Below are 23860 nucleotides of genomic sequence, written 5' to 3' on the forward strand. Positions count from 1 at the left end.
CCGGTGAGCTGGGGGTCTGACGCATCAGGGGGACGTCAGAGGGACGCGAGCGCCTCGTTGAACGTCTTGCTCGGGCGCATCACCGCGGTCGCCTTGGCGTCGTCCGGACGGTAGTACCCGCCGATCTCGGCAGGCTTGCCCTGGACCGCGAGCAGCTCCTCCACGATCGCCTGCTCGCCCGTGGTCAGCGCCTCGGCGAGCGGCTTGAAGGTGGCGGCCAGCTCGGCGTCGTCGGACTGCGTGGCCAGCTCGCGGGCCCAGTACAGGGCGAGGTAGAAGTGCGAGCCGCGGTTGTCGATGGTGCCGAGCTTGCGGCCCGGGGAGCGGTCCTCGGCGAGGAACGTCCCGGTCGCGCGGTCGAGCGTGTCGGCAAGGACCTGGGCGCGCGCGTTGCCCTCGCTGGTCGCGAGGTGCTCGAAGGACGCGGCCAGCGCGAAGAACTCACCGAGCGAGTCCCAGCGCAGGTAGTCCTCCTCGACGAGCTGCTGCACGTGCTTCGGCGCCGAGCCGCCGGCGCCCGTCTCGAACAGGCCGCCACCGTTCATCAGCGGCACGATCGACAGCATCTTCGCCGACGTGCCGACCTCGAGGATCGGGAAGAGGTCGGTGTTGTAGTCGCGCAGCACGTTGCCGGTCACCGAGATGGTGTCCAGCCCCTTGCGGATGCGGGCCAGCGAGTACGCCGTCGCCTCCGCCGGGTCCATGACGAGGATCTCGAGGCCCTCGGTGTCGTGCTCCGGCAGGTACTGCTCGATCTTCTGGATCAGGTTGGCGTCGTGCTCGCGGCGCGAGTTCAGCCAGAACACGGCCGGGGTCGCGGAGGCGCGGGCACGGGTGACGGCCAGCTTGATCCAGTCGCGGATCGGGGCGTCCTTGGTCTGGCAGGCACGCCAGACGTCGCCGACGCTGACCGCGTGCTCCATGACGACGTCGCCGGCGCCGTTGACGATCCGGACGGTGCCATCAGCGGAGATCTCGAACGTCTTGTCGTGCGAGCCGTACTCCTCGGCGGCCTGCGCCATGAGGCCCACGTTCGGCACGGAGCCCATCGTGGCCGGGTCGAGGGCGCCGTTGGCGCGGCAGTCGTCGATGACGGTCTGGTAGATGCCTGCGTAGGACGAGTCCGGGATCACCGCGAGGGTGTCGGCCTCTTCGCCCTCCGGCCCCCACATGTGGCCGCCGATGCGGATCATGGCGGGCATCGAGGCATCGACGATGACGTCGGACGGCACGTGCAGGTTGGTGATGCCCTTGTCGGAGTTCACCATGGCCATCTTCGGGCCGTCCGCCAGCGCGGCGTCGAACGCGGCGCGGATCTCGGTGCCGTTCGGCAGGGACGCGAGGCCGGCGAAGATGCCGCCGAGGCCGTCGTTCGCCGAAAGGCCGGCAGCAGCCAGGTCCTGGCCGTACTTCTCGAAGACCGGCTTGAAGAAGGCCCGCACGACGTGGCCGAAGATGATCGGGTCGGAGACCTTCATCATCGTCGCCTTGAGGTGCACGGAGAACAGCACACCCTCCGCCTTCGCCCGCTCGATCGACTCGAGCAGGAACGCGTCCAGCGCGGCGCCGTCGATGAACGTGCCGTCCACCACCTCGCCCGCGAGGACGGGCAGCGACTCCTTGAGCACGGTCACGGTGCCGTCAGCGGCGACGTGCTCGATGCGCAGGGTGTCGTCGGCTGCCATGACCAAGGACTTCTCGTTGGAGAAGAAGTCGTCGTGGCCCATCGTCGCGACGGCCGTCTTCGACTCCGGCGACCATGCGCCCATGCGGTGCGGGTGCGCCTTCGCGTAGTTCTTGACCGACGCCGGGGCACGGCGGTCGGAGTTGCCCTGGCGCAGCACCGGGTTCACGGCGGAGCCCATGACGCGGCCGTACCGCTCGCGCGCGTCCTTCTCGGCGTCGGTCTTGACGCTCTCCGGGACGTCCGGGAGGTCGTAGCCGAGGCTCCGCAGCTCCGCGACGGCAGCCTTCAGCTGCGGCAGCGACGCGGAGACGTTGGGCAGCTTGATGATGTTGGCCGACGGGTCGTGCGCCAGCTCGCCCAGCTCGGCGAGGGCGTCAGGCTGACGCTGCTCTGCCGTGAGCCGCTCCGGGAACTGAGCGATGATGCGGCCGGCGAGCGAGATGTCGCGGGTCTCGACGTCCACACCGGCCTTGGCCGCGTACGCCGAGACGATCGGCAGGAACGAGTACGTCGCAAGAAGCGGGGCTTCGTCCGTATGGGTATAGATGATCTTGGACATGGGTGTGGCTGACTCCCCGGGTGTTGGAAATGTGCCGATCTCTCGACATCAAGATACCTGAGACCCCCGCACCCTCCAGAATCGCGAGAACCACCCCCTGGTTGTGAGCGCGACCGTTGCGACTGCACGCCCGTTCTAGGCGCACCGGTCACGCCCACGACCAAGGGGGCGGGTTAGATGAGGCCCAGGGTGCGGACCGCGTCGCGCTCCTCCGACAGCTCGGCGACGCTCGCGTCGATCCGGCCGCGGGAGAACTCGTCGATCTCGAGGCCCTCGACGACCTTCCACTCGCCGCTGCCGTCCGACGTCACGGGGAAGGAGGAGACGAGCCCCTCCGGAACCCCGTACTCGCCCGACGACCAGAGCCCGGCGGACGTCCAGTCCCCCTCGGGCGTGCCGAGCGTCCAGTCGCGCACGTGCGCGATCGCCGCGCTAGCGGCCGACGCCGCCGACGAGGCCCCGCGCGCCTGGATGATCGCCGCCCCGCGCTTGGCCACGGTCGGGATGAAGTCGTCGGTGAGCCAGGCAGTGTCCGCCGCGATCTCGGCACCGGGACGGCCGCCGACCTCCGCGTGGAACAGGTCGGGGTACTGCGAGGCGGAGTGGTTGCCCCAGATGGTGAGCTTCTTGATGTCCGCGACGGCGGTCCCCGTCTTTGCGGCGACCTGCGAGAGTGCGCGGTTGTGGTCCAGGCGGGTCATCGCGGTGAACCGGGTGGCCGGCACGTCCGGCGCGTTCGACGCCGCGATCAGCGCGTTGGTGTTGGCCGGGTTGCCGACCACGAGCACCCGGACGTCGGCGGCGGCGCCGTCGTTGATGGCGCGGCCCTGCGGGCCGAAGATGCCGCCGTTCGCCTCCAGGAGGTCGGCGCGCTCCATGCCAGGGCCGCGCGGGCGGGCACCGACGAGGAGCGCTACGTTGACCCCGTCGAAGGCCTTGACCGGGTCGTCGAAGATCTCGACGCCGGCCAGGGTGGGGAAGGCGCAGTCGTCGAGCTCCATCGCCGTACCTTCTGCGGCGGCGACGGCCTGGGGGATCTCGAGGAGGCGGAGCCGTACTGGCGTGTCCGCGCCGAGCATCTCGCCCGCGGCTATGCGGAAGAGCAGCGCGTACCCGATCTGGCCAGCGGCTCCGGTGACGGTGACGGTTACGGGTTCAGTCATGGGCCCACTCTTGCATCGACCGGCCCGCCTCGCCCAGCCCCTACGCGATATCCGTGCACAGGGCCCCTGCGACCAGCGAAGACCGGTCCAAGACAATGCCATCGACATCAGCGCGAGTACGGTGAAGAAACTACCCGCGCGTATTCAGGTTTTGCTCAGCCAGGTAATGGCAGGATGTGCGCGACATCGTACGCATGCCGCCACCACGCGCGCCGAATGGTGCGCCACTGAAAGGATCTGACTTCATGTCCCAGGACCTCGCCGCGACCCGCGGCGTCTCCGAGGTCGAAGAGCGGTCTTCGAGCCTGCTCTCCCGCCTGCTCGCCGAGACCTTCGGCACGTTCCTGCTGACGCTCGTGATCGTGGGGATGCTCGTCTACAGCCCGCTGAACTCGGCTCAGGCGCTCGGCGTCGCACTCGGTGGCGCCTTTGCGTACATCGCTGCCGCCGCAGCGGTCGGCCGTGTCTCCGGCGCGCACTTCAACCCGGCGATCTCGCTGGGCACCTGGCTCGGTGGGCGTATCTCGGTCAGCAGCATGTTCAGCTACTGGGGCGCACAGCTCGTCGGCGCCCTCCTGGCCGGCGCCGTGCTCTTCGCGACCTTCCCCAGGACGCTCGTCACTCTGCTGCAGGGCCAGAACCCGGCCCTGCAGAACGTCTCGGACGTCTTCGACTCCGCCGTGAACGGCTTCTCGGAGAAGTCTCCGCTCTACCTGCAGACGCAGGGTGGCGCGCAGTTCGACTGGCTGCCCGCGCTGCTCGTCGAGATCATCATCTCCGCGGTGCTCGTGGGCGTGTACCTGGGTGCGTACGACTCTCGCCGCAGGACCGGCTACGGCCCCGTCGCCGTCGGTAGCGCCATCGCCGCGCTGACCCTGGTGTCGTGGTTCGTCACCAACGCCGGCATGAACCCGGCCCGCTCGACCGCGGCCGCGATCTTCGCCAACGACTGGGGCAGCGACGGCTCGGGCCGCCAGCTCTGGCTGTTCTGGCTCGCCCCGCTGATCGGCGCCGCCCTCGCAGCCCTGTTCTACCGCGCGTTCGCCTCCGAGGCCGAGGAGCTCGAGGACCTCGACGAGGACGATGACGATGACGACGAGGACGAGGACGAGGACGACGAGAAGGCACCCGCCGCCGTCGCGTCGACCCCCGTTGCGTCGACCCCCGAGGCCGGCACCGCCGACGTCAAGACCGCCGAGGCCGAGTCCACGGAGCCGGCCTCGACCGTCGCGGGCCCCGATGCGGCTGTCGAGCCCAAGACCGCGAAGAAGACCGGCGACAAGGCCTGACCGCCGGCAAGCGTCCGCACGACGTCGGGGCCGCACCTTCCGTACGGGAGGTGCGGCCCCGACGTCGTGCGGGCGCTGTGTCCCGCTTGCGTAGACCGTGCGCTGATCGGCCACCGTTTGCCGGAGCGCCACCCCGCGGCGATACGATCCCGCATCATGGCCGACACGAAACAGACACCCGGGGAGGAACCGGAACCCGTTGCGATCACAGCGGAGCCGGCCACCGGATCAGCATCCGAGAAGACTGCCCCGGAGGCCGACAAGGCCACCCCCGAGGAGCCGGACGGCGACCCTGAGTCAGCCGACGCGGACGACGCGCCTGAGTCAGCCGACTCCGAGCCCGACTCTGACTCTGAGCCTGACTCCGACTCTGACTCTGACTCCGCCGACGCCGCCGACGACGCACCAGCCGGCCCCTATCCGACCCGGGTGGGCTGGGTGGTCGCCGCGTTCCTGTTCTTCTGGCCGCTCGCCATCCCCGCACTTGTGCTGTCGATGCGCACGGCCGAGGCCAACGGCACGGGGAACACGCGGCGCGCGAAGAAGTCTTCGGTGCATGCCCTCGACTTCGCCCTTGGCGCCGTCGTCCTCGGCGCGGTCGGCGTCGTCGGGCTCGCGGTCGGCATCGCGGCCGCGCCGACGTACGCGTCATCGCTCCCCGCGGGGTTCGTCTCGACGGTCAGGTCCTTCGTCCCGCCGGCCCTGGCGGGGCCGCTCGGCATCACGCAGCCCGACGACGGCGCCGAGCTCACCGCACCGACGTCGTCCCCCACCCCGAGCGACGAACCGTATGCGACCGCCGACCCGGAAGCCCCGGAGCCGGAGGTGGAGGCTGACGGCCCGATCGCGTTGCCGAGGCCGGAGATCGGGGACCACACGGAGCCGTCCGACGATCCGACCTCTCCGTCGGACCCGGCCACGGCCGGGGCGGAGATCCCCGACCTGGAGGTGGGCGACTGCTTCGACACGGCGGCGACGGCGGGCCAGACCACGCTGTACCGGATCCCGGTGGTGGCATGCACCACGGCGCACGGCGGCGAGATCTACGCGGAGACGACGGCGCCGGACAGCCTCGCGAAGAACGGCGAGACACCCACCCAGCAGGAGCTGTGGGACGCGGCCGACGCGTACTGCTACCCGCAGTTCACGAAGTTCGTCGGTATGCGCTGGGCCAGGTCCGAGCTGCAGTACTGGCCGATCGCGCCGTCGGAGCAGAGCTGGGCCGACGGCGACCGGCGCGTCCTGTGCGTCGTCGAGTCGGAGGAGCCGGTGACGGGCTCCCTCGAGGGCGCGGAGCGCTGACGGCGACCCGCCGTCAGATGCTGGGCGTCGCCACGGCGAGCACGCCGATCATGACCGCCGTGGCGCCGTACAGCACGATGTCCACCGTCCTTGTCCGGATGACGAGACCTACCGGGCGGTCGAGCACCGCGCGGAAGATCGCGCAGACCACCAGGACCACACCGATCCCGATCGCACCCGCCCGCGCGCCCACGGTCATGCCGAGCAGGACCGAGATGACGACGCCGACAAGAACGAGCCAGATGGCGAGGTTGCTGCGCTGCAGCTCCGGGATCATGTCGGGGCCCTCGCCGCTGAGTGGCTCACTGCGGTCGAGCTCCTGGCTGGTCGTCGTTGTGGCCGTGGTCAGACGGGCCTCTCTGGTGCGTTCGAGCGTAGCCGTTCCGGCCGAGCCCGGCTCGAGGAGCGTCGTAGCGCCACCCGGTGCGCCGGGGGCAGTCCGCGTCTCACTGAGGTCCACGGGATGAGGGTACAGCCGAAACGTCGCGATCCTGGAGGGCCGTGACCTGCTTGCAACCTGAATACCAGCACGTTCCCAGGTTGGCGGCCTGCGAGCTACCGTGAGGTCCATGCCCACGCCCTCAGCACAGGTCCTCAGCAGCGTCGTCGTCGTGGGTGCTGGACTCGCGGGAGCGCAAACCGCCGCGGCGCTGCGCAAGCACGGTTTCGAGGGCCGGGTGACGGTGCTCGGTGCGGAAGGACTGCCGCCCTACGACCGCCCGCCGCTGTCCAAGGAGCTGCTCAAACGGACCGAGCCGGTATGGCTCTCCGACGACCTCGGCGTCGACCTGCCCGCCCTCGTCGACGACCTGCGGCTCGCCGACCCGGCGGTCCGCCTCGAGGTGGACAGGGAGCGCGTGGTGGTGCGGACGGCGTCGGGCGACGACGTCGTGGCCGACGCCGTGGTGCTCGCCTCCGGCAGCGAACCCGTCCGCCCGGCAGGCTGGGACTCCGCCGTCACGCTGCACACGGCCGCCGACGCGGAGCGGCTGCGCGCCGCCCTCGTGCCGGGCATGCGGCTCGTCGTGGTGGGCGCCGGCTGGATCGGCGCGGAGGTCGCAGGGGTCGCGGCAGGCGCCGGCGCACGCGTCACGGTCGTCGAAGCGGGTCCGGTGCCGCTGGAGCGGCAGCTCGGCCGCAGGGTGGGCAGCCTCCTCGCCCCCTGGTACGACGCCGCCGGGGTCACCCTGGTCACGGACGTCGCCGTCGACCAGGTGCTGCCCGGTTCGCACGAGGGCTCGCCGGACGGCGCGCGCGTGACACTCGCCGACGGCAGGGTGCTGGAGGCCGACCTGGTGCTGGCCGCAGTGGGCGCGCGGCCGGCGTCGGGCTGGCTCGCCGGCTCCCTGCCGCGCGAGGCGAACGGCGGGCTGCGGGTCAACCGCGCCGGCCGGTTCATGGGAGTGCGCCACCCCACCGACCCGGCGGGCAGGCTGCACCTCGACGCCCTCCGGCGCGTCTGGGTGGTGGGCGACCTCGCGACGCGGGAGCACCCAGTGTTCGGGGCGGTCCCCGGCGGTCACTGGTCTGCGGCGCTGCACGACCCCGACGTCACCGTGCGGGCCCTCCTCGGCCTCGACGAGCGCGCGGCGGAACCCGAGCACGTGCGGGCGCGGCTCGGGCTCGCACCCATCCCGGCGCACGCGCCGTACGTCTTCTCCCAGCAGCTGGCGCACGACCTGGCGCTGTTCGGCGTGCCGTCCCCGTTCGACGAGGTGGTGCTGCGGGGCGACCCGGCGGCGTCGGGCGGCTGGGCCGCGCTCTACCTGGAGAACGCGCTGGACCGGCACCCGCGCCGCACCCCGGACGGCCACCGGGTGGTGACCGTCCGGGCGGCGCTGCTCGTCGACTCCCCGCGCGAGGTGGGGCAGGTCCGCAAGCTGATGAACCGCGACGAGCCCCTCAGGCTGGACCTGACCCGGTCCCTGGACCCGACGATCAAGCTCAAGGACGCCGTGGTCTGATCCCCTCCCCTGGGGGCCGAGCCGACCTCGTCCGACCTCGTCAACGAGGTCTAAGTTTCTTCGCTTTGAGGCCCCTCAAAGCGAAGAAACTTAGACCTCGAAAAGCGCGGACGGGGACGTTATCCACAGGACCATGTGGTTTCATCTGTGTTGGTGCCGGTTGGGTGGTGATATTGGCGCATGCGACCGCTGAAGCCACTGCCTCCCCAGCTCGCCATTGTCACGTCCCGGCAAGAGGGCCTGGTGTCCTCCGTACAGCTCGACGAGATGGGGGTCGACGCCGCCTGGCGGCACCGCCTCGTCCGCCAGTGCCGTCTGATCCGGGTCACGCACGGTGTGTACGACATCGATCTCGTCCCTCCGGACCAGCGGTCACGCACCGACCTCCTGGACCATCTGCGCCGCCGACCGGCGTGGGTCGGCCTGCTCGCGGGCGGCCCTGGTTCGACAGCGGTCGGCTTGTGCGCCCTCGCGCTGTACAGGGTCAAGGGTCTGCCGCGCACCATCCGGCCCGAGGTGGTGGCGCCGGGTGGCAGATGGCGGCCGGCCCGGGACGGCATCGTGTTCCGGAAGCTCGGCGGCATGGTGACCGGTCGGTTCAGTGGTGACTTCCGGATCGCGAGCATCACCGATGCCCTCGCTCTCGGCGTCGCGCAGATGGGCCGGGACGACGCCGTCGCTGTGATGGACGATCTGCTCCACACGCGGACCGCCACGGTTGACGACCTCGCCCGCGCGCACGACCTGGCACGTGGGCACCGGGGTGTCGACACGACGCATCCCTGGTGGCGGATGGCGACCGGCCGAGCGGAGTCGCCGCTCGAGTCCGCCGCGCGAATGGCGTGCCTCGATGCCGGGATTCCGCCGGATGCCCTGCAGCTGGTCGTCCGGGATCCGGCGGGCAAGCACCTCGGCCGGATCGACCTCGCGTGGCGGCTACCGGACGGCACGTGGCTGCTCGTCGAGATAGACGGCGCCGATGTGCACAGCACCCCCGAGGCCGTGTTCCGGGACCGGAGCCGCCAGAACGACCTGATGTCGGCGGGTGGAGCCCGCGTCCTCCGGTTCACGGCCAGGGACATCCGGAGCCGGATGGTCGCGACAGTGTCCCCGATCCTGCACGAGGCCGGCTGGAAACCCGGACTCTACGACGACCACGGTCAGCCCGTGACGCTCGGTGCCCGCGTCCTCAACCTCAACGAGGCCTAAGTTTCTTCGCTTTGAGCGGCCTCAAAGCGAAGGAGCTTAGGCCTCGTTGGGAAGGGAACCGGGCGCTCAGGACGCGAGCACTTCCGGTCAGTGAGCGAAGTGGCGGGTGCCCGTGAGGTACATCGTCACACCAGCCGCCTCTGCGGCCTTGACGACCTCCTCGTCGCGGATCGAGCCGCCCGGCTGCACGACGGCGGTGACCCCGGCGTCGAGCAGCACCTGCAGGCCGTCCGCGAACGGGAAGAAGGCGTCCGACGCCGCGACGGCGCCCCGGGCCCGCTCGACGCCGGCGGCCAGGGTGTTGGCGCGCTCGACCGAGAGCCGGCACGAGTCCACGCGGTTCACCTGTCCCATGCCGATTCCGACGGCGGCGCCGCCGCTGGCCAGCAGGATCGCGTTCGACTTGGCGGCCCGCACGGCCTTCCACGCGAACTCGAGGTCCGCGAGCACCTCGGGCGACGCCGCCTCACCGGTTGCGAGGGTCCAGCTCTCCGGGGCGTCGCCGTCGGCCTGGAACCGGTCGGTGGCCTGCATGAGCAGCCCGCCCGAGATGGGCCGGGTCTCGACGTCCGCCGACGGCGCCGACGGCACGACCAGCAGCCGGATGTTCTTCTTGGCCCCCAGGATCTCCAGCGCCTCGGGCTCGAACCCGGTGGCCACGACGACCTCGGTGAACACGGGAGCGATCTGCGCCGCCGCAGCCGCGGTGATCACGCCATTGGCGGCGATCACGCCGCCGTACGCGCTGACCGGGTCGGTCGCGTGGGCCTTCGCGTGCGCCGCGGCGATGTCGCTGCCCACGGCGATCCCGCACGGGTTGGCGTGCTTGATGATCGCCACCGCAGGACCCTCGTGGTCCCAGGCGGCCCGCCACGCGGCGTCGGCGTCGACGTAGTTGTTGTAGCTCATGGCCTTGCCGTGCAGCTGCTCGGCCTGGGCAAGACCCGTCACCCCGTCGCCGCGCGTGTACAGGGCGGCCCGCTGGTGCGGGTTCTCGCCGTAGCGGAGCACGTCCGCGCGCTCCCAGGTGCCGCCGGCCCAGGCCGGGAAGCCGGTCGAGACGGGTCCGTCGGCGCCGTCCACCACGTCGGTCGGCGCGAGCACCGAGCCCATCCAGGAGGCCACGGCGACGTCGTACGTCGCGGTGTGCACGAACGCCGCGGCGGCGAGCGTCTTGCGCTGGGCGTAGGTGAAGCCGCCGGCCTGGACGGCCGCCGCGACGTCGTCGTACCGCGCGGGGTCCACGACCACCGCGACCGAGGGGTGGTTCTTCGCCGCGGCACGCACCATGGACGGCCCGCCGATGTCGATCTGCTCGACGACGGCGTCCGGCTCGGCGCCCGACGCGACCGTGGCGGCGAACGGGTAGAGGTTCACGACGACGAGCTCGAACGGCGCGATCTCCAGGTCCGCGAGCTGGTCGAGGTGGTCCTGCTTGCGGGTGTCGGCCAGGATGCCCGCGTGCACGCGGGGGTGCAGCGTCTTGACGCGGCCCTCGAGGCACTCGGGGAACCCGGTCAGCTGCTCGACGGGGGTGACGGGGATCCCTGCGTCGGCGATCCTCGACGCGGTGGAGCCGGTCGAGACGAGCTCGACGCCCGCGCCGTGCAGCGCTGTGGCGAGCTCGATCAGGCCGGTCTTGTCGTAGACGCTCAGCAGGGCGCGCCGGACGGAGCGCTGCGAGTCGTCGGTGAGCTGGCCAGCTGGGCTGGCAGAGTGTGTGGACTGGGCGCCGGACATGGCGGTTCTCCTCGGAGGTAGCTTCGCGGAAAACCCTGGCACCCAGGCGGGCGGCGCGCATCACGGGTCGCTCGGCCGCTCCCCGGTGGTGACCCACCCTCGCCAGTCACGGCCACCGGAAGTCTAGCCGGGCCCCGTCGGACGGCGAACCGCGTGCCGTTCGCGGGCTGTCGGGCGCCGAACGGCGAGTTGGTGGTCGATCCTGGGTGCCGAGTCGCAACCTGCGTGTCCAGCGGGGGCCGAGCCGCAAGCTGGTCGTGGTCGGGGCCCCGAACCGCAACCTGCCGGTGATGCCGTGTGTCGGTATGGGCCCAGGTCAGTACGTGTAGCGGTGCACCGCCTCCGGGTGGATGACGACGCGGACCTGTTCGCCGGCCAGGATCGCGGCGAGGTCGCCCGCCCGCACCGGGTCGGCGAGGTCCCAGTACCGCGCGGCGAGGCGGGCGGCCAGCTCGTGCGCCCCGTCGGCCTCCACCGTGGCGCGGCCGGCGACCGCCACCCAGCGCTCGCGCTCACCCACCGGCGCTGCGACCACCAGCGAGGCGCGAGGGTCGCGGCCGAGACGCCGGATCTTCAGCGAGTCGGGCTCGGTGAAGATCTGGACGGTCCCCTCCGCCGTGGCCTCGAACCACACGGGCCGAGGCTGCGGCGGCTGCGCCCCGCCGGCGACGGACAGGAATCCGTGCAGCGGGCGCCCGAGGAACTCGAGGTCGTCGGCGGTCAGGCTCGTGCTGTTGGTCATGACGCCGAGTCAACCCCACCTCGCCGGACGGATCCATGGGTGAGAGGCCCGACCACCTTCGTGATCGTCTTACGCTCCGCTCGCAGGCAGGTCCGAGAGGTCCAGGACGAACCGGTAGCGCACGTCGTTCGCAGCGAGCCGGCGCATCGCCGTGGCCACCTGCGCGGACGGCAGCACCTCGACGTCGGCGGTGATGCCGTGCTCACCGCAGAAGTCGAGGAGCTCCTGCGTGCTCGGCCTGCCACCGCTGCCGGCCGACGCCAGGCTCTTGCGGCCCACGAGCAGGTCCATCGTCTCGAGCGAGATCGGCCCCAGGTAGCCCAGGGAGCACAGGGTGCCGTCGAGTGCGACGAGGCGCAGCAGCTGCCCGAGGTCGTGCGGCGCGGAGATCGTGTCGATCAGCAGGTCGATGCTGCTCACCGCGCGCGCCAGGTCGTGCTCGTCGGTGGTGACGACCACGTCGTCGGCCCCGAGCTTCCGGGCGTCGGCCGACTTCCCGGGCGTCCGGGTCAGCAACACCACCCGTGCACCCAGCGCCTTCGCGAGGCGCACCGCGAGGTGCCCGAGGCCGCCGAGGCCGGCCACACCGACGGTCATGCCCGGTCCGGCACACCATCGGCGCAGCGGCTCCCAGACCGTCACGCCCGCACACAGCAGGGGCGCGACGGCGGCCGGGTCGAGGTTCTCCGGGCGGTGGTAGGCGAAGCTCTCGCGGACCACGTACTCGCCGGAGAACCCGCCGAGCGTCGGCGTCCCGTCGTGCCGGTCGCGACCGCCGTAGGTGAGCGTCGGGAACTGGACGCAGAAGTTCTCCTGGCCCGCCCGGCACATGGCGCAGGCCCCGCAGGAGTCGACGATGTTGCCGACGGCCACCTGATCGCCGACCCGGAACCGCGTGACGTCGGTCCCGGCGGCCACCACCTCGCCCACGAACTCGTGGCCGGGAACCAGCAGGTCGTCCCCGCCGCGGTCGGACAGCGTCCGCAGCGCCGACAGGTCGGTGAAGCAGACCCCGCAGTAGGTGACGCGCACGGCAAGGTCGTCCGGGCGCAGCTCCCTGCGCTCGATGGTCCGGAGCGTGAGCTGCCCCTCGGGGCGCAGTGCCCCATAACCGGTGGTGCTGCGCATGTGCGCTCCTCAGAATAAACAGACTGTTCGGTCTATTACGAGACTACGGCACTCACAGCGAGGCAGGCAAGCGAGCGACGGTATGGTCGCCACGTGGCAGACAGGAAGCCCCTCACCGCGCGCGGTGCGGCGACATGGGACCGGATCCTGGACGCGGCGACCGCCGAGTTCGCCCAGCACGGCTTCTCCGGCGCCCGGATCGAGCGCATCACGAGCACCGCCCGGACGAACAAGGCGCAGCTCTACGGCTACTTCGGCACCAAGGACGAGCTCTTCGACGCCGTCCTGGCCGCGTCGTTCCGCCAGATCATCGACCTCGCCACCATCGATGCGAACGATCTCCCGGGCTGGGCCGTGCGGCTCTACGACGAATACCTGGCACACCCCGACATCATCCGGCTGGCCACGTGGTCGAGGCTGGAACGGAGCCCCCGTGGGCACCTCGTGGCCGAGGCCGAGCGCCAGGACCGGGAGAAGCTGGCCGCGATCGCCGGCGCCCAGCAGGCCGGGGCCGTCGTGCCTGGTGACCCGTTCGACGTGATGGCCATGGTGATCAGCATGTCGATGGCCTGGTCGCCGGTCAGCAACGTGTACGCGGCACACTCCGACGAGGACCCGGCGGAGCACCGGCGACGGCGGGAGTTCCTGCGCGAGGCGGTCCGCCGCGCGGTCACCCCCGACTGACGGCGCCCACAGGGCCGGCTATGAGCGGTTCTCGATGTGCTCGGCCACCCGCTCCGCGAACCATTCTCGCTGTTTCCTCTGCCGCACCTTCTGCTCACGGAGGAGAGCCTTGGCGGTGGAGACGGCGAGCAGCACCAGCACCACGCTGAACGGGAGCGCCAACAGGATCGCCATGGTCTGCAACGCACTCAGCGGATCGATTCCCGCGTCTGGGTTGGCGGCGGCCGCCCGAGCGCCCACGACGAGCAGCACCGCCGCGACCGCACCCTCGACACAGCCCCAGAACGCACGGCTCCACTTCGGCGGGTCCGGGTTACCGCCCGAGGCGAGCATGTCCACCACGAACGACGCCGAGTCGGAGCTCGTGACGAAGAAGATCACGATCAGGGCGATCCCGAGCACGCTGAGGATCGTGGACCCGGGAAGCGTGTCGAACAGCTGGAACAGCGCGGTGTCGGTGCTCACCGTGCCGTCCTCGGCGATCATCCCGCCACCGCCGAAGATCTCCCGGTACAGCGCCGACCCACCCAGCACCGAGAACCAGAGGAACGTCACCAGCGTGGGCACGAGGAGCACGCCCATCACGAACTCGCGGATCGTGCGGCCCTTGGAGATGCGGGCGATGAAGACGCCGACGAACGGCGCCCAGCTCATCCACCAGCCCCAGTAGAACGTGGTCCAGCTGCCGAGCCACGCCGCGCCGTCCTCCTGGAACGGGCGGGCGTTGAACGTGAGGAGGAAGAAGTTCTGGAGGTACGAGCCGATCTGGGTGATGAAGTCGCTCAGGATGAACACCGTGGGGCCTGCGATGAGCACGAACGCGAGGATCGCCGCGGCGAGGCCCATGTTGATGTTCGACAACCACTTGATGCCCTTGTCCACGCCCGTGACCACCGAGGTCACCGCGAGCGCCGTGATGACGATGATGAGCACGACCAGCAACCAGGTGCTGGGTTCGTCGATGACCTCGAGATAGGCCAGGCCGGCGCCGATCTGGGTGACCCCGAGACCGAGCGAGGTCGCGACGCCGAACAGCGTGCCCAGCACGGCGATCACGTCGATGACGTCGCCCCAGAAGCCCTTGATGCGGTCGCCGAGCAGTGGCCGGAGCGCCCAGCGGATCGAGACCGGGTTGCCGAGGCGGTGCACGGAGTAGGCGATGGCGAGGCCGACGACCACGTAGACGGCCCAGGCGTGCAGGCCCCAGTGCAGGAACGTGACGTCCATGGCCGCGCGGGCGGCGGCGGCCGGCGTGTCGGCGATGGCGCCCGGCGGTGTCACGCTGAAGTGGTTGAGGGGTTCCGCCACTCCCCAGAAGACGAGGCCTATTCCCATCCCGGCCGCGAACAGCATGGCGAACCAGGAGCCGAGCTTGAACTCCGGCTCGTCGTTGGGGTCCTTGCCGAGCACGATGCTGCCCATGGGCGAGACCGCGAGCCAGATGGCGAAGAAGACGCAGGCGGCGACCAGACCGATGTAGTACCAGCCCAGGTCCTGGACGACGGTCTCGTTGGCCGCGGCGATCAGGTCGCCCACCTGCTCCGGGATGATCGCTGTGGTCACCACGAAGGCGAGCAGCAGACCGGCTGCGGGGTAGAAGACCCGCGGCCCGTGGATCAGCCGGCGCCTCCCGGTCCCAGGGGGTGCGGCTGTCGTTCCTGTCTTCTGGTCAGGCATGTGCGGCCTTTCGTTGTGGACATTTCTCAACGAATCGCAGTCATTACCGACTTGTCACGGTCAAGAGGGATGGGGCTCTTCCACCGTATCGAGCCTCCCGCTCGCTTGCTTCCTGAGCGCCCTGGGGTTGTCGGCTCCCCGAACGTGCCCACCCGGCACCGATCGTCTGGGCGAACCGTCCGGTGGTCAGGAGGGCAGGTGTGACCAGCGAGCCACCCCACTCCACGGCCGACTGCAGGTTGTCCAAGTAGAACAGGGCACGTCCGGGCAAGTCCCAGCACAAACCGATCCCAGCAGAACAGCCGCAGCGCAACCCGCGCTCCGCCTCAGCGCCCGATCGACGCCTTGCGGCCCGTCACGTACAGGCCTTCGCGAGCGATGCGGCCAACGGTCTCGACCAGGAGCGCTCGCTCGGCGACCTTGATCCGCTCGGTCAGCGCGTGCTCGTCGTCGTTGTCGAGGACCGGCACCGCCGTCTGGGCGATGATCGGGCCGGTGTCCACGCCGTCGTCGACCAGGTGCACCGTGCAGCCGGTGACCCTGACCCCGTGGGCGAGCGTGTCCCGCACCGGGTGCGCACCGGGGAAGCTCGGCAGGAGAGCCGGGTGGGTGTTCATCATCCGACCCTCGAACTTCCGCACGACGCTCGGGGCGAGGATGCGCATGAATCCCGCCAGCACCAGGTAGTCGGGCTGGAACACCGACACCGCTTCGAGCACGCCGTCGTTCCAGGCGGCGCGGTCGTCGAAGTCCTTCATGGCGACGACGGCGGAGGCCACCCCGGCGTCGCGTGCCAGGTCGAGTGCGCCCGCGTCGGGACGGTCCGTCACGACACCGACCACGCGCGCGCCGTAGGCCGCGTCGTCGTGCGCGGCGAGAAGTGCGGCGAGGTTGGATCCGCCGCCCGAGGCGAGCACCACCAGGCGCTTGGCGGAACGGGACTCGACGGGGTGACCGGAGGGCGTCTGCACGAGTCCCAGCCTACGTGGACACCGGCCCGCCCCCAGCACTCCGGAGGGCGCGGCACTCCGGGTGCCGAGGGAGTGCGAGCCGGTGGCCGAGCCGTCAGTCGGCGCGCCACACGCTCAAGGTCGCACGGTCGCCACGGACGCCGTCCACGCCTGTCCCGACCTTGTCGTTGAGGACCAGCTCGCCTCCCGGGCCGCCGCTCCAGGTCGCGTATCCGTCGCCCGACGAGATGCTCCCGCCGTTGCTGGAGAACGACCGGATGTACCCGCCCAGCTGAGCTGTGACGGACTTGTCGTGGACCCAGACCAGGAGCTCGTACGGCCCGCCGGGTCCGCCGATCGGGACCAGGGTCCCCGACGTCACGCGCACCTGGCATCGCGCGTCCGCGCACGCGTCGAGGTTCGACCCGTCCGCAGGGTGGTCTGCGTTCGCCATGGCACGGTCACGCATCCGCTGGTGCCGGATGCTCTCCACCAGCTCGTCGTGCACCTTCCGCACCGACTTCGCGCCGGGTGCGTCGGCGTAGGTCTCGAGGTACTCGCCGTACAGGGAGCGGGCGGCGGCGAGCTTCCCGGCGGCCTGCCGCGCCTGGGCGCAGCCCGCGAGCAGATCGTCACCCCGGTCGTCCGTCGACGCGATCGGTTCGGCGAGCTCCGGCTCCGTCCACCCACCGTCGTGCAGCCACAGGTACTCGTCCCGAGCCGCACAGGCCTCCGAAGCCAGTGACTCCTCGTCGACCGGCTCGATGTACCCGGCCGGTCCGGGATACACCGTCGGCTCGATGTACCACTCCTTCTTGAACCGCCCGACATACGTCGACATCGCGTCGCGCACCGACGCAGACTCCTCGGGGTACGCCGCGAGCGTCTCGGCCAGCTGCTCGACGGCGCCCTCCGGGTCGCGGCCCGGAGCGTCCCAGCTGCCGTTCCCGCTGCTGGCCGACGACGTGAACAGCAGGTCCGCGCGGACGACGCCCGCGTGCGCCCACCGCGCGCCACGATGAGCGAGGTAGTCGTCGAGGCCGTCCAGCTCGAGGTCCCCGTCGGTGCTGGTCGCGTCGAGGAGCACCTCGCACGCGCGACGGCCCTGCACCGACGAGTCGACGACGTCGCCGGCCACGAGACGGTGCAGCGGTCCGAGCTCCTCGAGCGCCGCGGCCGAGTCCTGGCAGTCCCCGCCGGTGTGCCGAGCGTCGGCCTGGTTCACCAGCCGGGACGCCTCAGCCCGCACGGCGACGACGACACCACCGGTGGCGACCAGCGCCACCGCGGCAGCCACCACGACCACGACCTGCCACCGCCGGGCCAGAAACCGCTTCGTCCCGCGCCTCCACGTGCGGATCGTGGCCTCCCGCTCAGGCGGGTGTCGTACCGCCCGTTCCTGCGGCGGGCTGTCCGGGCTCGTCAGGTCCCCCGCGTCCGTCGGGTCCGTCGGGTCCGCCGGACCGTTCGGCGGCGTCGTCTCCTGATCCTTCGTCATGCGGCAAGCCGACCACGGCACCCTCGGGACCCCTCCCGGCGTCGTCGCCCGGATCGCGCACGCGCCCCAGCAGGCCGACGGCGTCGACCTTGGCGCCCAGCAGCACGGCAGCCGCTCCCCCACCGACCTCCGCCGCCACCAGGCCGGCGGTCACCAGCGGGTTCGCGCCGACGTCGGACAGCCGGCCCGGGCCGCCCGCCCCCGCCGCGACCCACTGCCCGAGCAGCATGACGACGCCCGGCGTGACGACGATCCCGGCGAACACCCAGCCGACGTCGGACCAGCGGACCAGTGTCGGCTCCAGCCTGCGCCACGCGAACACGCCCGCCACCACGCCGCACGCCACCACGAGCACGGGTGTCCAGGCGCTGACCGGGTTGACCCATTCGTCCCCGGGCAACGCTCCGAGGAGCGGGATCGCGGGCAGCGGGCCCGAGATCGTGCCGAACGGTGTGAAGCTGGTCCCCACGCCGACGGCGAAGCCGGGACCCGCGAGCCAGGCGGCCGCCCACAGCACGAGGTTGGGCAGCAGCGCGAGCTGGGCCACCGCGAACACGATGCCGCCGGTCGCGCCCGGTTCGAGGGCGGTGATGATGTCCGACGAGGTGGCGCGCCCCGCCACCGTCCACCCCGCCACCAGGAGCGCCGCCCCACCGATCAGCAGCGTGACGGCCACTGCCCCGCCCCGCAGCCCGAGCCGCAGCGTCGCGGGCACGAGGTCGGCACCGGTGAGCCTGCGGGCCAGCTCCTCTGCCCGTTCGCCGATCTCGGCGGCGGTCGGGGCGTCCGGGCGCGCCAGGATGCCGAGCAGCATGCCGAGCCCGCCCAGCACGAGGCCGGCGACGGCCGCCATCAGGAGCCCCCAGCGGGGGTCGGTGCCCGCGATGGCCGCCACCGCCGTCGTGCACAGGGCGTAGGTGACCGCGCCCGCCGCCCAGGCAGGCACCGTCGTGGTGGCGAAGCGCTTGGCCGAGACGTACGTGGCGAACAGCGCGAGGGCCGCGACGCCGAGCGGCGCGAGGGTGAGGGTCACGGCGTCGGCCGTGAGCGGGACGCCGTGACCCAGCAGCCAGATCCCCATCGCGACGTCGATCGCCGAGCCCACCTGAGCGGCGTCGTCAGGGGCGCCCGTGGGTGTGGCCGGCGTGGCCGTGCCGACGAGGTACGCGACCACCGCGGGCAGGACCACCACGGCGAGCGACAGGACCACGGCCTGACCGGCCGAGACGACGCCGGCCACGATGTGCGACAGCCGCGCCTGCCTCGGCTCTGCCGGGGCCGGCTCCTCGACCAGCCGGCTGCGGCGGGCGGGCGGGCGGCTGCCCGGGCGGCTCGTCCGGGCGCCGGGGGTACGGGATGTCGCGCTCGGGCGGGGTGGTGCGCTCACGAGCCAATCTTCACCCGCCCGGTGCTGTCACACGGGGGACCCGCCTCGGCGTGGCCCGGGTGAAGTTCGGAAAAATCACGGAGAAGCATGGAGCTCCCGCGTCACCTGATGTAATGAAGCGCACCGAAACCGCGTTGAGTGCGGGACGTTCGCCCGTCCAGACGTCCTGGAAGAGCGAACATCCCGCACTCGACGGAGGGTGCGGACCTGTCAGAGGGAGCGGAGGATCTCGCGCATCAGGTCAGCGGCCTCGGTCGGCGTCTTGCCGACCTTGACGCCGACGGCCTCGAGGGCCTCCTTCTTCGCCGCGGCGGTGCCGGACGAGCCGGACACGATCGCACCGGCGTGACCCATCGTCTTGCCCTCGGGGGCGGTGAAGCCCGCGACGTAGCCGACGACCGGCTTGGTGACGTGCTCCTTGATGTAGGCGGCCGCACGCTCCTCGGCGTCGCCGCCGATCTCGCCGATCATCACGATCGCCTTGGTCTCCGGGTCGTTCTCGAAGGCCTCGAGCGCATCGATGTGCGTGGTGCCGACGATCGGGTCGCCGCCGATGCCGATGGCGGTCGAGAAGCCGAGGTCCTTCAGCTCGTACATCATCTGGTAGGTCAGCGTGCCCGACTTGGACACGAGACCGATCGGGCCCTTGCCCGTGATGGTGTGCGGCGTGATGCCGGCCAGCGACTCGCCAGGGGTGATGATGCCGGGGCAGTTCGGCCCGATCATCCGGGTCTCCTTGCCCTGCAGGTAGGCCCACACCTCTGCGGTGTCCTGCACGGGCACGCCCTCGGTGATGACCACGAGCAGGCTGATGCCCGCGTCGATGGCCTCGATGGCCGCGTCCTTGGTGAAGGCCGGGGGCACGAAGACGACGGAGACGTCCGCGCCGGTCTCGGCCATGGCCTCCTTGACGGTGCCGAAGACGGGCAGCGTGACGTCGTTGCCCTCGTGGTCCTTGTGCTCCACCGTGGTGCCGGCCTTGCGGGCGTTCACGCCGCCGACGATCGTCGCGCCCGAGTCGAGCATGAGGGCGGTGTGCTTGGCACCCATGCCGCCCGTGATGCCCTGGACGATGATCTTCGAGTCCTGGTTCAGGTAGATAGACATTGTCTCGTTGTCTCTGCTTTCGAAGTCTTCAGCGGGCGGTCAGGCGTTGGCCAGCTGGGCAGCCTTGTCGGCGCCGCCGTCCATCGTGTCGGCAAGGGTGACGAGCGGGTGGTTGCGCTCGGCCAGGATCTGGCGGCCCAGCTCGACGTTGTTGCCGTCGAGGCGGACGACCAGCGGCTTGGTGGCGTGGTCGCCCAGCAGGTCGAGCGCGCCCACGATGCCGTTGGCCACCTCGTCACAGGCGGTGATGCCGCCGAAGACGTTCACGAACACTGCCTTGACCTGCTCGTCCCCGAGGATGACGTCGAGCCCGTTCGCCATGACCTTGGCGTTCGCGCCGCCGCCGATGTCGAGGAAGTTGGCCGGCTTGACGCCGCCGTGCTTCTCACCGGCGTACGCGACGACGTCGAGCGTGGACATGACCAGGCCCGCGCCGTTGCCGATGATGCCGACCTCGCCGTCGAGCTTGACGTAGTTGAGGTCGTTCTCCTTGGCCTTGGCCTCGAGCGGGTCGGCAGCGGCCGAGTCCTCGAGCTCCGCGTGGTCCGCGTGGCGGAAGCCGGCGTTCTCGTCGAGCGTCACCTTGCCGTCCAGGGCGACGATCTCGCCGTCCTCGGTCTTGACCAGCGGGTTCACCTCGACCAGCGTGGCGTCCTCAGCCTTGAACACCGTCCACAGGCCGCGGATCACGTCGGCGACCTTGCCCTTGATGTCGTCGGCGAAGCCGGCGGCGTCAACGATCTCCGCGGCCTTGGCCTCGTCGATGCCGACAGCCGGGTCGACGGCGATGCGGGCCAGCGCCTCGGGGCGCTCGACGGCCAGCTGCTCGATCTCCATACCGCCCTCGACGGAGCACATGGCGAGGTAGTTGCGGTTCGACCGGTCCAGGAGCACGGAGAAGTAGAACTCCTCGGCGATCTTGGCACCCTGCGCCACCATCACCCGGTGCACGGTGTGGCCCTTGATGTCCATGCCGAGGATCTCGCCGGCCTTCTCAGCGGTCTCTTCCGGCGAGTGGGCCAGCTTGACGCCGCCCGCCTTGCCACGACCACCGGTCTTGACCTGGGCCTTCACGACGACAGTTCCGCCGCCCAGCTTCTCGGCGCCTTCGCGAGCCTCTTCGGGGGTCGTCGCGACAACCCCACCAAGCACGGGCACGCCGTGCTTCTCGAAGATGTCGCGCGCCTGGTATTCGAACAGGTCCACCCTGCTGCGTCCTTCCATCGGGATGCGGCCCTCGGACGTCGTAGGCGCCCGGAGCCCGGCTGAAGCGATGTCTCGACGTCAAGACATCCCGGTACAGGGTAGCCCTGGATCGCCCGTGCTTCCGAACGAAGCGGCGACATTCCGCGGCTCGACGCCGACCGCCGCGCGGCCTGTGGTGCACGTCTCGGTGCTGACCCGCCCCACGGGCTTGCAGCACCCAATCTGTCAACCACGGTTGACAGATCTGCGACTGTCAACCATGGTTGACACATGAGCCAGCAAGCACTCGTCGCATCCGCCGCCGGGGACGACCCCGCCGACGGGCTGCGCGCCGTCCGGGCCCTGCGCGAGCTGGCCGACCGTCTCGAGGCGCTCCAGGTGGAACGTGCGCGGCGGCTCGGCTGGTCGTGGCAGGAGATTGCCGCCGCACTCGGCGTCTCCCGGCAGGCGGTCCACAAGAAGCACAACAGGAGGATCTGATGTTCGAGAGGTTCACGAAGGACGCCCGCTCCGCCGTCGTCGACGCCCAGCAGGTCGCCCGTGCCGCGCACAGCGACCAGATCGACAGCCGCCACCTGCTCGTCGCCCTCGCCGAGAGCGAGGGCCTTGCCCGCACCGCTCTGGCCGACGGCGGCCTCGACGTGACCGACGTCGTCGCGCGTGCCCGGGCAAGCATCGAGGCGGGCGACGCGCTCGACCACGGCGCGCTGGCCGCCGTCGGCATCGACCTCGACGAGGTCACGCGCCGCACCGAGGCCACGTTCGGCGAGGGTGCGCTCGCGCGCGCCGGCCGGGTCCTGCGCGTGCGCCGCAAGCACATCCCGTTCACCCCGGACGCGAAGAAGTCGCTGGAGCTCGCGCTGCGCGAGGCGATCCGGCTGGGCTCCAAGGAGATCAACGGCGGGCACCTGCTGCTCGGCCTCACGCGCGCCGAGTCACCTGGCCGTCGCGTCCTGGCGGACGCCGGAGCGGACCTCGAGCGCGTCCGGCGCCACGCGGAGGGCGCGAGCGAGGCGGTGTAGGCGGACTCGCCTGACCTACGACGACAGCGGTGCCTACTGGGTGATCACCTGAGCCTCACCCATAACGATGTCCGTGGAGTCCTCAAGGGTAAACTCGATCGTTCCGGTATCGCCGATGCCCTGCCACTGCAAGATCCAGTACGAGGTGGCCGTGACCTTGTACTCGCCCTGCCGCGTGTAGCGGTGCCCGCAGTCGGGGGAATCTGCGATGTCGTACTTGTCTTCGTACGGGGTGCCGGAGCCGACACAGGTCACCGTGGTTCCGTCGCCCATGTTCCACACGATCTTGTCGACTCTGGCTGTCGCCGTCACCGAGAAGTTCCCGGCCGTCGCTGTCTCCGTGATCGGACCCATGGTGTGCCGGCCAGGATCCACGACCCACATCCACTGGGGCATCCCGACGATCCCGATGCTGCCAGGCTCGTCCTCGGGCACGATTCCGATGTCGATCGCGCGCAGGTTCATCTGGGCCCGGGCCTGCTCGGCGAGCTCCGCAGGGTCCGGCGTCGGCGGAGCTTCGGGGGCATCAGGCGCCCAGAACTCGGCTTCGACCGTGGGTCCGAATCGTTGGTTCGCGCCGCACAGTGCGGTGTGGATCGCGCCGTCCTCGTTCCCCTCCCAGACAGGCCTGTCCCTCGGAGGTTGTGGGTCTGCCAGGCCGATGTACAGGCAGCTCTGGCCGTCGACGGTTATACGCAGGTCGCCTCCACCGTCTGAACCGTCATCATTGCCGCTCCCGCCACTAGCATCGCCGCCGGTGTCCCCGTCGCCTCCGCCGCTGCCAGGGTCATCGGCTGTGACCTCACACTTCATTCCGTTGTCGCTCCACTGCACACATTCAGGCTCGGCAGCGGCTGCAGACCGCGCGAACAATGCCAGGGAAAGGGCGAGAACCAGCACGGCCACAGAGCGTCTCAGCATGACGTGAGCTCCGGGCCATCGGTGAAGTCGACCAGCCAGGGCCCCTTCGGGTACTCGTAGTTGGCCACGCCAACCTGGAGCGCCACGCGATCAGGCCTTGCGTCCGTGACGATCGACGTGCCGTCCTCGGTGACCACGTCGACGTCGCTGAGGTCGTAGCAGACCGTAAAGATGACGTTCGGGATCTCCGGCGGAACCTCGTTCGGCCTGTTCGTCAGGCTGACTTCGGGGTCCTTGATCGACTCGACCTTGATCCCTCCGACCTGGTGCACCCCCTGGTAGGCATGAGAGTTGACTCCGTTCCGCAGATCGGACAGCGCCGTCGTGATGGCGACCTTCTTGAAGTCCTCGACGTTGAAGTTCTTCGGGTCTCGCAGGGAGACTTCCATCACCCGGAAGTACTTACGAACCGCCGTTTCAGCCTTGGTGATCGCTTTCTCCTCGGGCGACGGCACGGTTGGCGACGGTGATGCGGACTGCGCGGCCGACGTCGACGTCGTCTCCGACGCAGCCGGCTCGACGGACGATCCCTGCTCGGCCGAGCAGGCAGTCAGACCGATCCCGAGGGAAAGGGCGGCACCCACGCTCAGTACGCGAGTGGCAAAACGGGGAGTGCGAGACATCT

The 23860-nt window shown here is 70.6% G+C and carries 20 protein-coding genes and 1 riboswitch; of the genes, 7 read left to right on the forward strand and 13 right to left on the reverse strand.

Annotated features, from left to right (window positions below):
* Positions 1-35 precede the first annotated feature (35 nt).
* Together APR04_RS07040 and APR04_RS07045 are read right to left on the reverse strand one after the other, a co-directional pair.
* On the reverse strand, positions 36-2246 hold the full coding sequence (locus tag APR04_RS07040) for an NADP-dependent isocitrate dehydrogenase (RefSeq protein ID WP_253868848.1): 2211 nt from the start codon (positions 2244-2246) through the stop codon (positions 36-38).
* Positions 2247-2419: 173 nt separating this feature from the next.
* Entirely contained in the window at positions 2420-3409 is a 990-nt protein-coding gene (locus tag APR04_RS07045; protein WP_253868851.1) for a malate dehydrogenase, read from the reverse strand.
* Between the two features lie 245 nt (positions 3410-3654).
* Here APR04_RS07045 and APR04_RS07050 point away from each other — a divergent pair, with 245 nt between their 5' ends.
* Together APR04_RS07050 and APR04_RS07055 are read left to right on the forward strand one after the other, a co-directional pair.
* A complete protein-coding gene (locus APR04_RS07050; protein WP_253868853.1) occupies positions 3655-4698 on the forward strand; it encodes an MIP/aquaporin family protein in 1044 nt (347 codons plus the stop codon).
* Between the two features lie 156 nt (positions 4699-4854).
* The gene (locus APR04_RS07055; protein ID WP_253868856.1) at positions 4855-6000 is read left to right on the forward strand and encodes a septum formation family protein; all 1146 of its coding nucleotides are present in this window, start codon (positions 4855-4857) and stop codon (positions 5998-6000) included.
* Positions 6001-6013: 13 nt separating this feature from the next.
* Here APR04_RS07055 and APR04_RS30950 read toward each other — a convergent pair whose 3' ends face one another.
* Positions 6014-6460, reverse strand: a complete 447-nt coding sequence (locus APR04_RS30950; protein ID WP_253868857.1) for a DUF3017 domain-containing protein — start codon at positions 6458-6460, stop codon at positions 6014-6016.
* 109 nt (positions 6461-6569) lie between these two features.
* Here APR04_RS30950 and APR04_RS07065 point away from each other — a divergent pair, with 109 nt between their 5' ends.
* Together APR04_RS07065 and APR04_RS07070 are read left to right on the forward strand one after the other, a co-directional pair.
* Positions 6570-7964, forward strand: a complete 1395-nt coding sequence (locus APR04_RS07065) for an NAD(P)/FAD-dependent oxidoreductase (protein WP_253868859.1) — start codon at positions 6570-6572, stop codon at positions 7962-7964.
* Between the two features lie 243 nt (positions 7965-8207).
* Positions 8208-9173 (forward strand): putative endonuclease domain-containing protein, encoded by a 966-nt coding sequence (locus tag APR04_RS07070; protein ID WP_253868861.1) that lies wholly within the window; start codon positions 8208-8210, stop codon positions 9171-9173.
* A gap of 87 nt (positions 9174-9260) precedes the next feature.
* On the opposite strand, the gene purH is transcribed toward APR04_RS07070, so the two are convergent.
* The 3 genes from purH to APR04_RS07085 all read right to left on the reverse strand — a co-directional run bounded on the left by purH (position 9261) and on the right by APR04_RS07085 (position 12783).
* Positions 9261-10913, reverse strand: coding sequence for a bifunctional phosphoribosylaminoimidazolecarboxamide formyltransferase/IMP cyclohydrolase (gene purH, locus APR04_RS07075; RefSeq protein WP_253868864.1), 1653 nt, complete (start codon positions 10911-10913; stop codon positions 9261-9263).
* Positions 10914-10946: 33 nt separating this feature from the next.
* A riboswitch (ZMP/ZTP riboswitch) is annotated at positions 10947-11033 on the reverse strand.
* Positions 11034-11229: 196 nt separating this feature from the next.
* Positions 11230-11655: a pyridoxamine 5'-phosphate oxidase family protein gene (locus APR04_RS07080; RefSeq protein ID WP_253868866.1), complete on the reverse strand. Its 426-nt coding sequence runs from the start codon at positions 11653-11655 to the stop codon at positions 11230-11232.
* Between the two features lie 69 nt (positions 11656-11724).
* Positions 11725-12783: an NAD(P)-dependent alcohol dehydrogenase gene (locus APR04_RS07085; protein ID WP_253868868.1), complete on the reverse strand. Its 1059-nt coding sequence runs from the start codon at positions 12781-12783 to the stop codon at positions 11725-11727.
* A 93-nt stretch (positions 12784-12876) separates the two neighbouring features.
* On the opposite strand from APR04_RS07085, the gene APR04_RS07090 reads away from it, so the two are divergent.
* A complete protein-coding gene (locus APR04_RS07090) occupies positions 12877-13467 on the forward strand; it encodes a TetR/AcrR family transcriptional regulator (RefSeq protein WP_253868870.1) in 591 nt (196 codons plus the stop codon).
* Between the two features lie 18 nt (positions 13468-13485).
* Here the strand turns inward: APR04_RS07090 and APR04_RS07095 are convergent, their stop codons facing one another.
* The 5 genes from APR04_RS07095 to sucC form a co-directional block, all read right to left on the reverse strand.
* Complete coding sequence (locus APR04_RS07095; protein ID WP_253868874.1) at positions 13486-15144, reverse strand: BCCT family transporter; 1659 nt, start codon at positions 15142-15144, stop codon at positions 13486-13488.
* A gap of 326 nt (positions 15145-15470) precedes the next feature.
* The gene (purN, locus tag APR04_RS07100) at positions 15471-16115 is read right to left on the reverse strand and encodes a phosphoribosylglycinamide formyltransferase (RefSeq protein ID WP_253868876.1); all 645 of its coding nucleotides are present in this window, start codon (positions 16113-16115) and stop codon (positions 15471-15473) included.
* 1352 nt (positions 16116-17467) lie between these two features.
* Positions 17468-18979 carry a cell division protein PerM gene (locus tag APR04_RS07105; RefSeq protein ID WP_253868878.1) on the reverse strand — a complete coding sequence of 504 codons (1512 nt, stop codon included), beginning with the start codon at positions 18977-18979 and terminating at the stop codon, positions 17468-17470.
* Between the two features lie 210 nt (positions 18980-19189).
* Positions 19190-20086 carry a succinate--CoA ligase subunit alpha gene (gene sucD / locus APR04_RS07110; protein ID WP_253868881.1) on the reverse strand — a complete coding sequence of 299 codons (897 nt, stop codon included), beginning with the start codon at positions 20084-20086 and terminating at the stop codon, positions 19190-19192.
* A gap of 39 nt (positions 20087-20125) precedes the next feature.
* The gene (gene sucC, locus APR04_RS07115; RefSeq protein WP_253868883.1) at positions 20126-21292 is read right to left on the reverse strand and encodes an ADP-forming succinate--CoA ligase subunit beta; all 1167 of its coding nucleotides are present in this window, start codon (positions 21290-21292) and stop codon (positions 20126-20128) included.
* 270 nt (positions 21293-21562) lie between these two features.
* On the opposite strand from sucC, the gene APR04_RS07120 reads away from it, so the two are divergent.
* On the forward strand, positions 21563-21772 hold the full coding sequence (locus APR04_RS07120; RefSeq protein ID WP_253868885.1) for a helix-turn-helix domain-containing protein: 210 nt from the start codon (positions 21563-21565) through the stop codon (positions 21770-21772).
* Positions 21772-22314, forward strand: coding sequence for a Clp protease N-terminal domain-containing protein (locus APR04_RS07125; protein WP_253868888.1), 543 nt, complete (start codon positions 21772-21774; stop codon positions 22312-22314). Before APR04_RS07120 ends, APR04_RS07125 begins: the two co-directional genes overlap by 1 nt.
* 33 nt (positions 22315-22347) lie before the next feature.
* On the opposite strand, the gene APR04_RS07130 is transcribed toward APR04_RS07125, so the two are convergent.
* Complete coding sequence (locus APR04_RS07130) at positions 22348-23148, reverse strand: hypothetical protein (protein WP_253868890.1); 801 nt, start codon at positions 23146-23148, stop codon at positions 22348-22350.
* An 80-nt stretch (positions 23149-23228) separates the two neighbouring features.
* Positions 23229-23858, reverse strand: coding sequence for a hypothetical protein (locus tag APR04_RS07135; RefSeq protein ID WP_253868893.1), 630 nt, complete (start codon positions 23856-23858; stop codon positions 23229-23231).
* Between the last annotated feature and the right edge of the window lie 2 nt (positions 23859-23860).

The sequence above is a fragment of the Promicromonospora umidemergens genome, assembly GCF_024171995.1.
In the GTDB taxonomy this organism is placed as follows: domain Bacteria; phylum Actinomycetota; class Actinomycetes; order Actinomycetales; family Cellulomonadaceae; genus Promicromonospora; species Promicromonospora umidemergens.

Coding starts and splice junctions, on each gene's coding strand:
- APR04_RS07050 (WP_253868853.1), top strand. CDS start 3,655: ATGTCCCAGGACCTCGCCGCGACCCGCGGCGTCTCCGAGGTCGAAGAG.
- APR04_RS07055 (WP_253868856.1), top strand. CDS start 4,855: ATGGCCGACACGAAACAGACACCCGGGGAGGAACCGGAACCCGTTGCG.
- APR04_RS07125 (WP_253868888.1), top strand. CDS start 21,772: ATGTTCGAGAGGTTCACGAAGGACGCCCGCTCCGCCGTCGTCGACGCC.
- APR04_RS07095 (WP_253868874.1), bottom strand. CDS start 15,144: ATGCCTGACCAGAAGACAGGAACGACAGCCGCACCCCCTGGGACCGGG.
- APR04_RS07085 (WP_253868868.1), bottom strand. CDS start 12,783: ATGCGCAGCACCACCGGTTATGGGGCACTGCGCCCCGAGGGGCAGCTC.
- APR04_RS07065 (WP_253868859.1), top strand. CDS start 6,570: ATGCCCACGCCCTCAGCACAGGTCCTCAGCAGCGTCGTCGTCGTGGGT.
- sucD (WP_253868881.1), bottom strand. CDS start 20,086: ATGTCTATCTACCTGAACCAGGACTCGAAGATCATCGTCCAGGGCATC.
- APR04_RS07080 (WP_253868866.1), bottom strand. CDS start 11,655: ATGACCAACAGCACGAGCCTGACCGCCGACGACCTCGAGTTCCTCGGG.
- APR04_RS07040 (WP_253868848.1), bottom strand. CDS start 2,246: ATGTCCAAGATCATCTATACCCATACGGACGAAGCCCCGCTTCTTGCG.
- purH (WP_253868864.1), bottom strand. CDS start 10,913: ATGTCCGGCGCCCAGTCCACACACTCTGCCAGCCCAGCTGGCCAGCTC.
- APR04_RS07120 (WP_253868885.1), top strand. CDS start 21,563: ATGAGCCAGCAAGCACTCGTCGCATCCGCCGCCGGGGACGACCCCGCC.
- APR04_RS07135 (WP_253868893.1), bottom strand. CDS start 23,858: ATGTCTCGCACTCCCCGTTTTGCCACTCGCGTACTGAGCGTGGGTGCC.
- APR04_RS07045 (WP_253868851.1), bottom strand. CDS start 3,409: ATGACTGAACCCGTAACCGTCACCGTCACCGGAGCCGCTGGCCAGATC.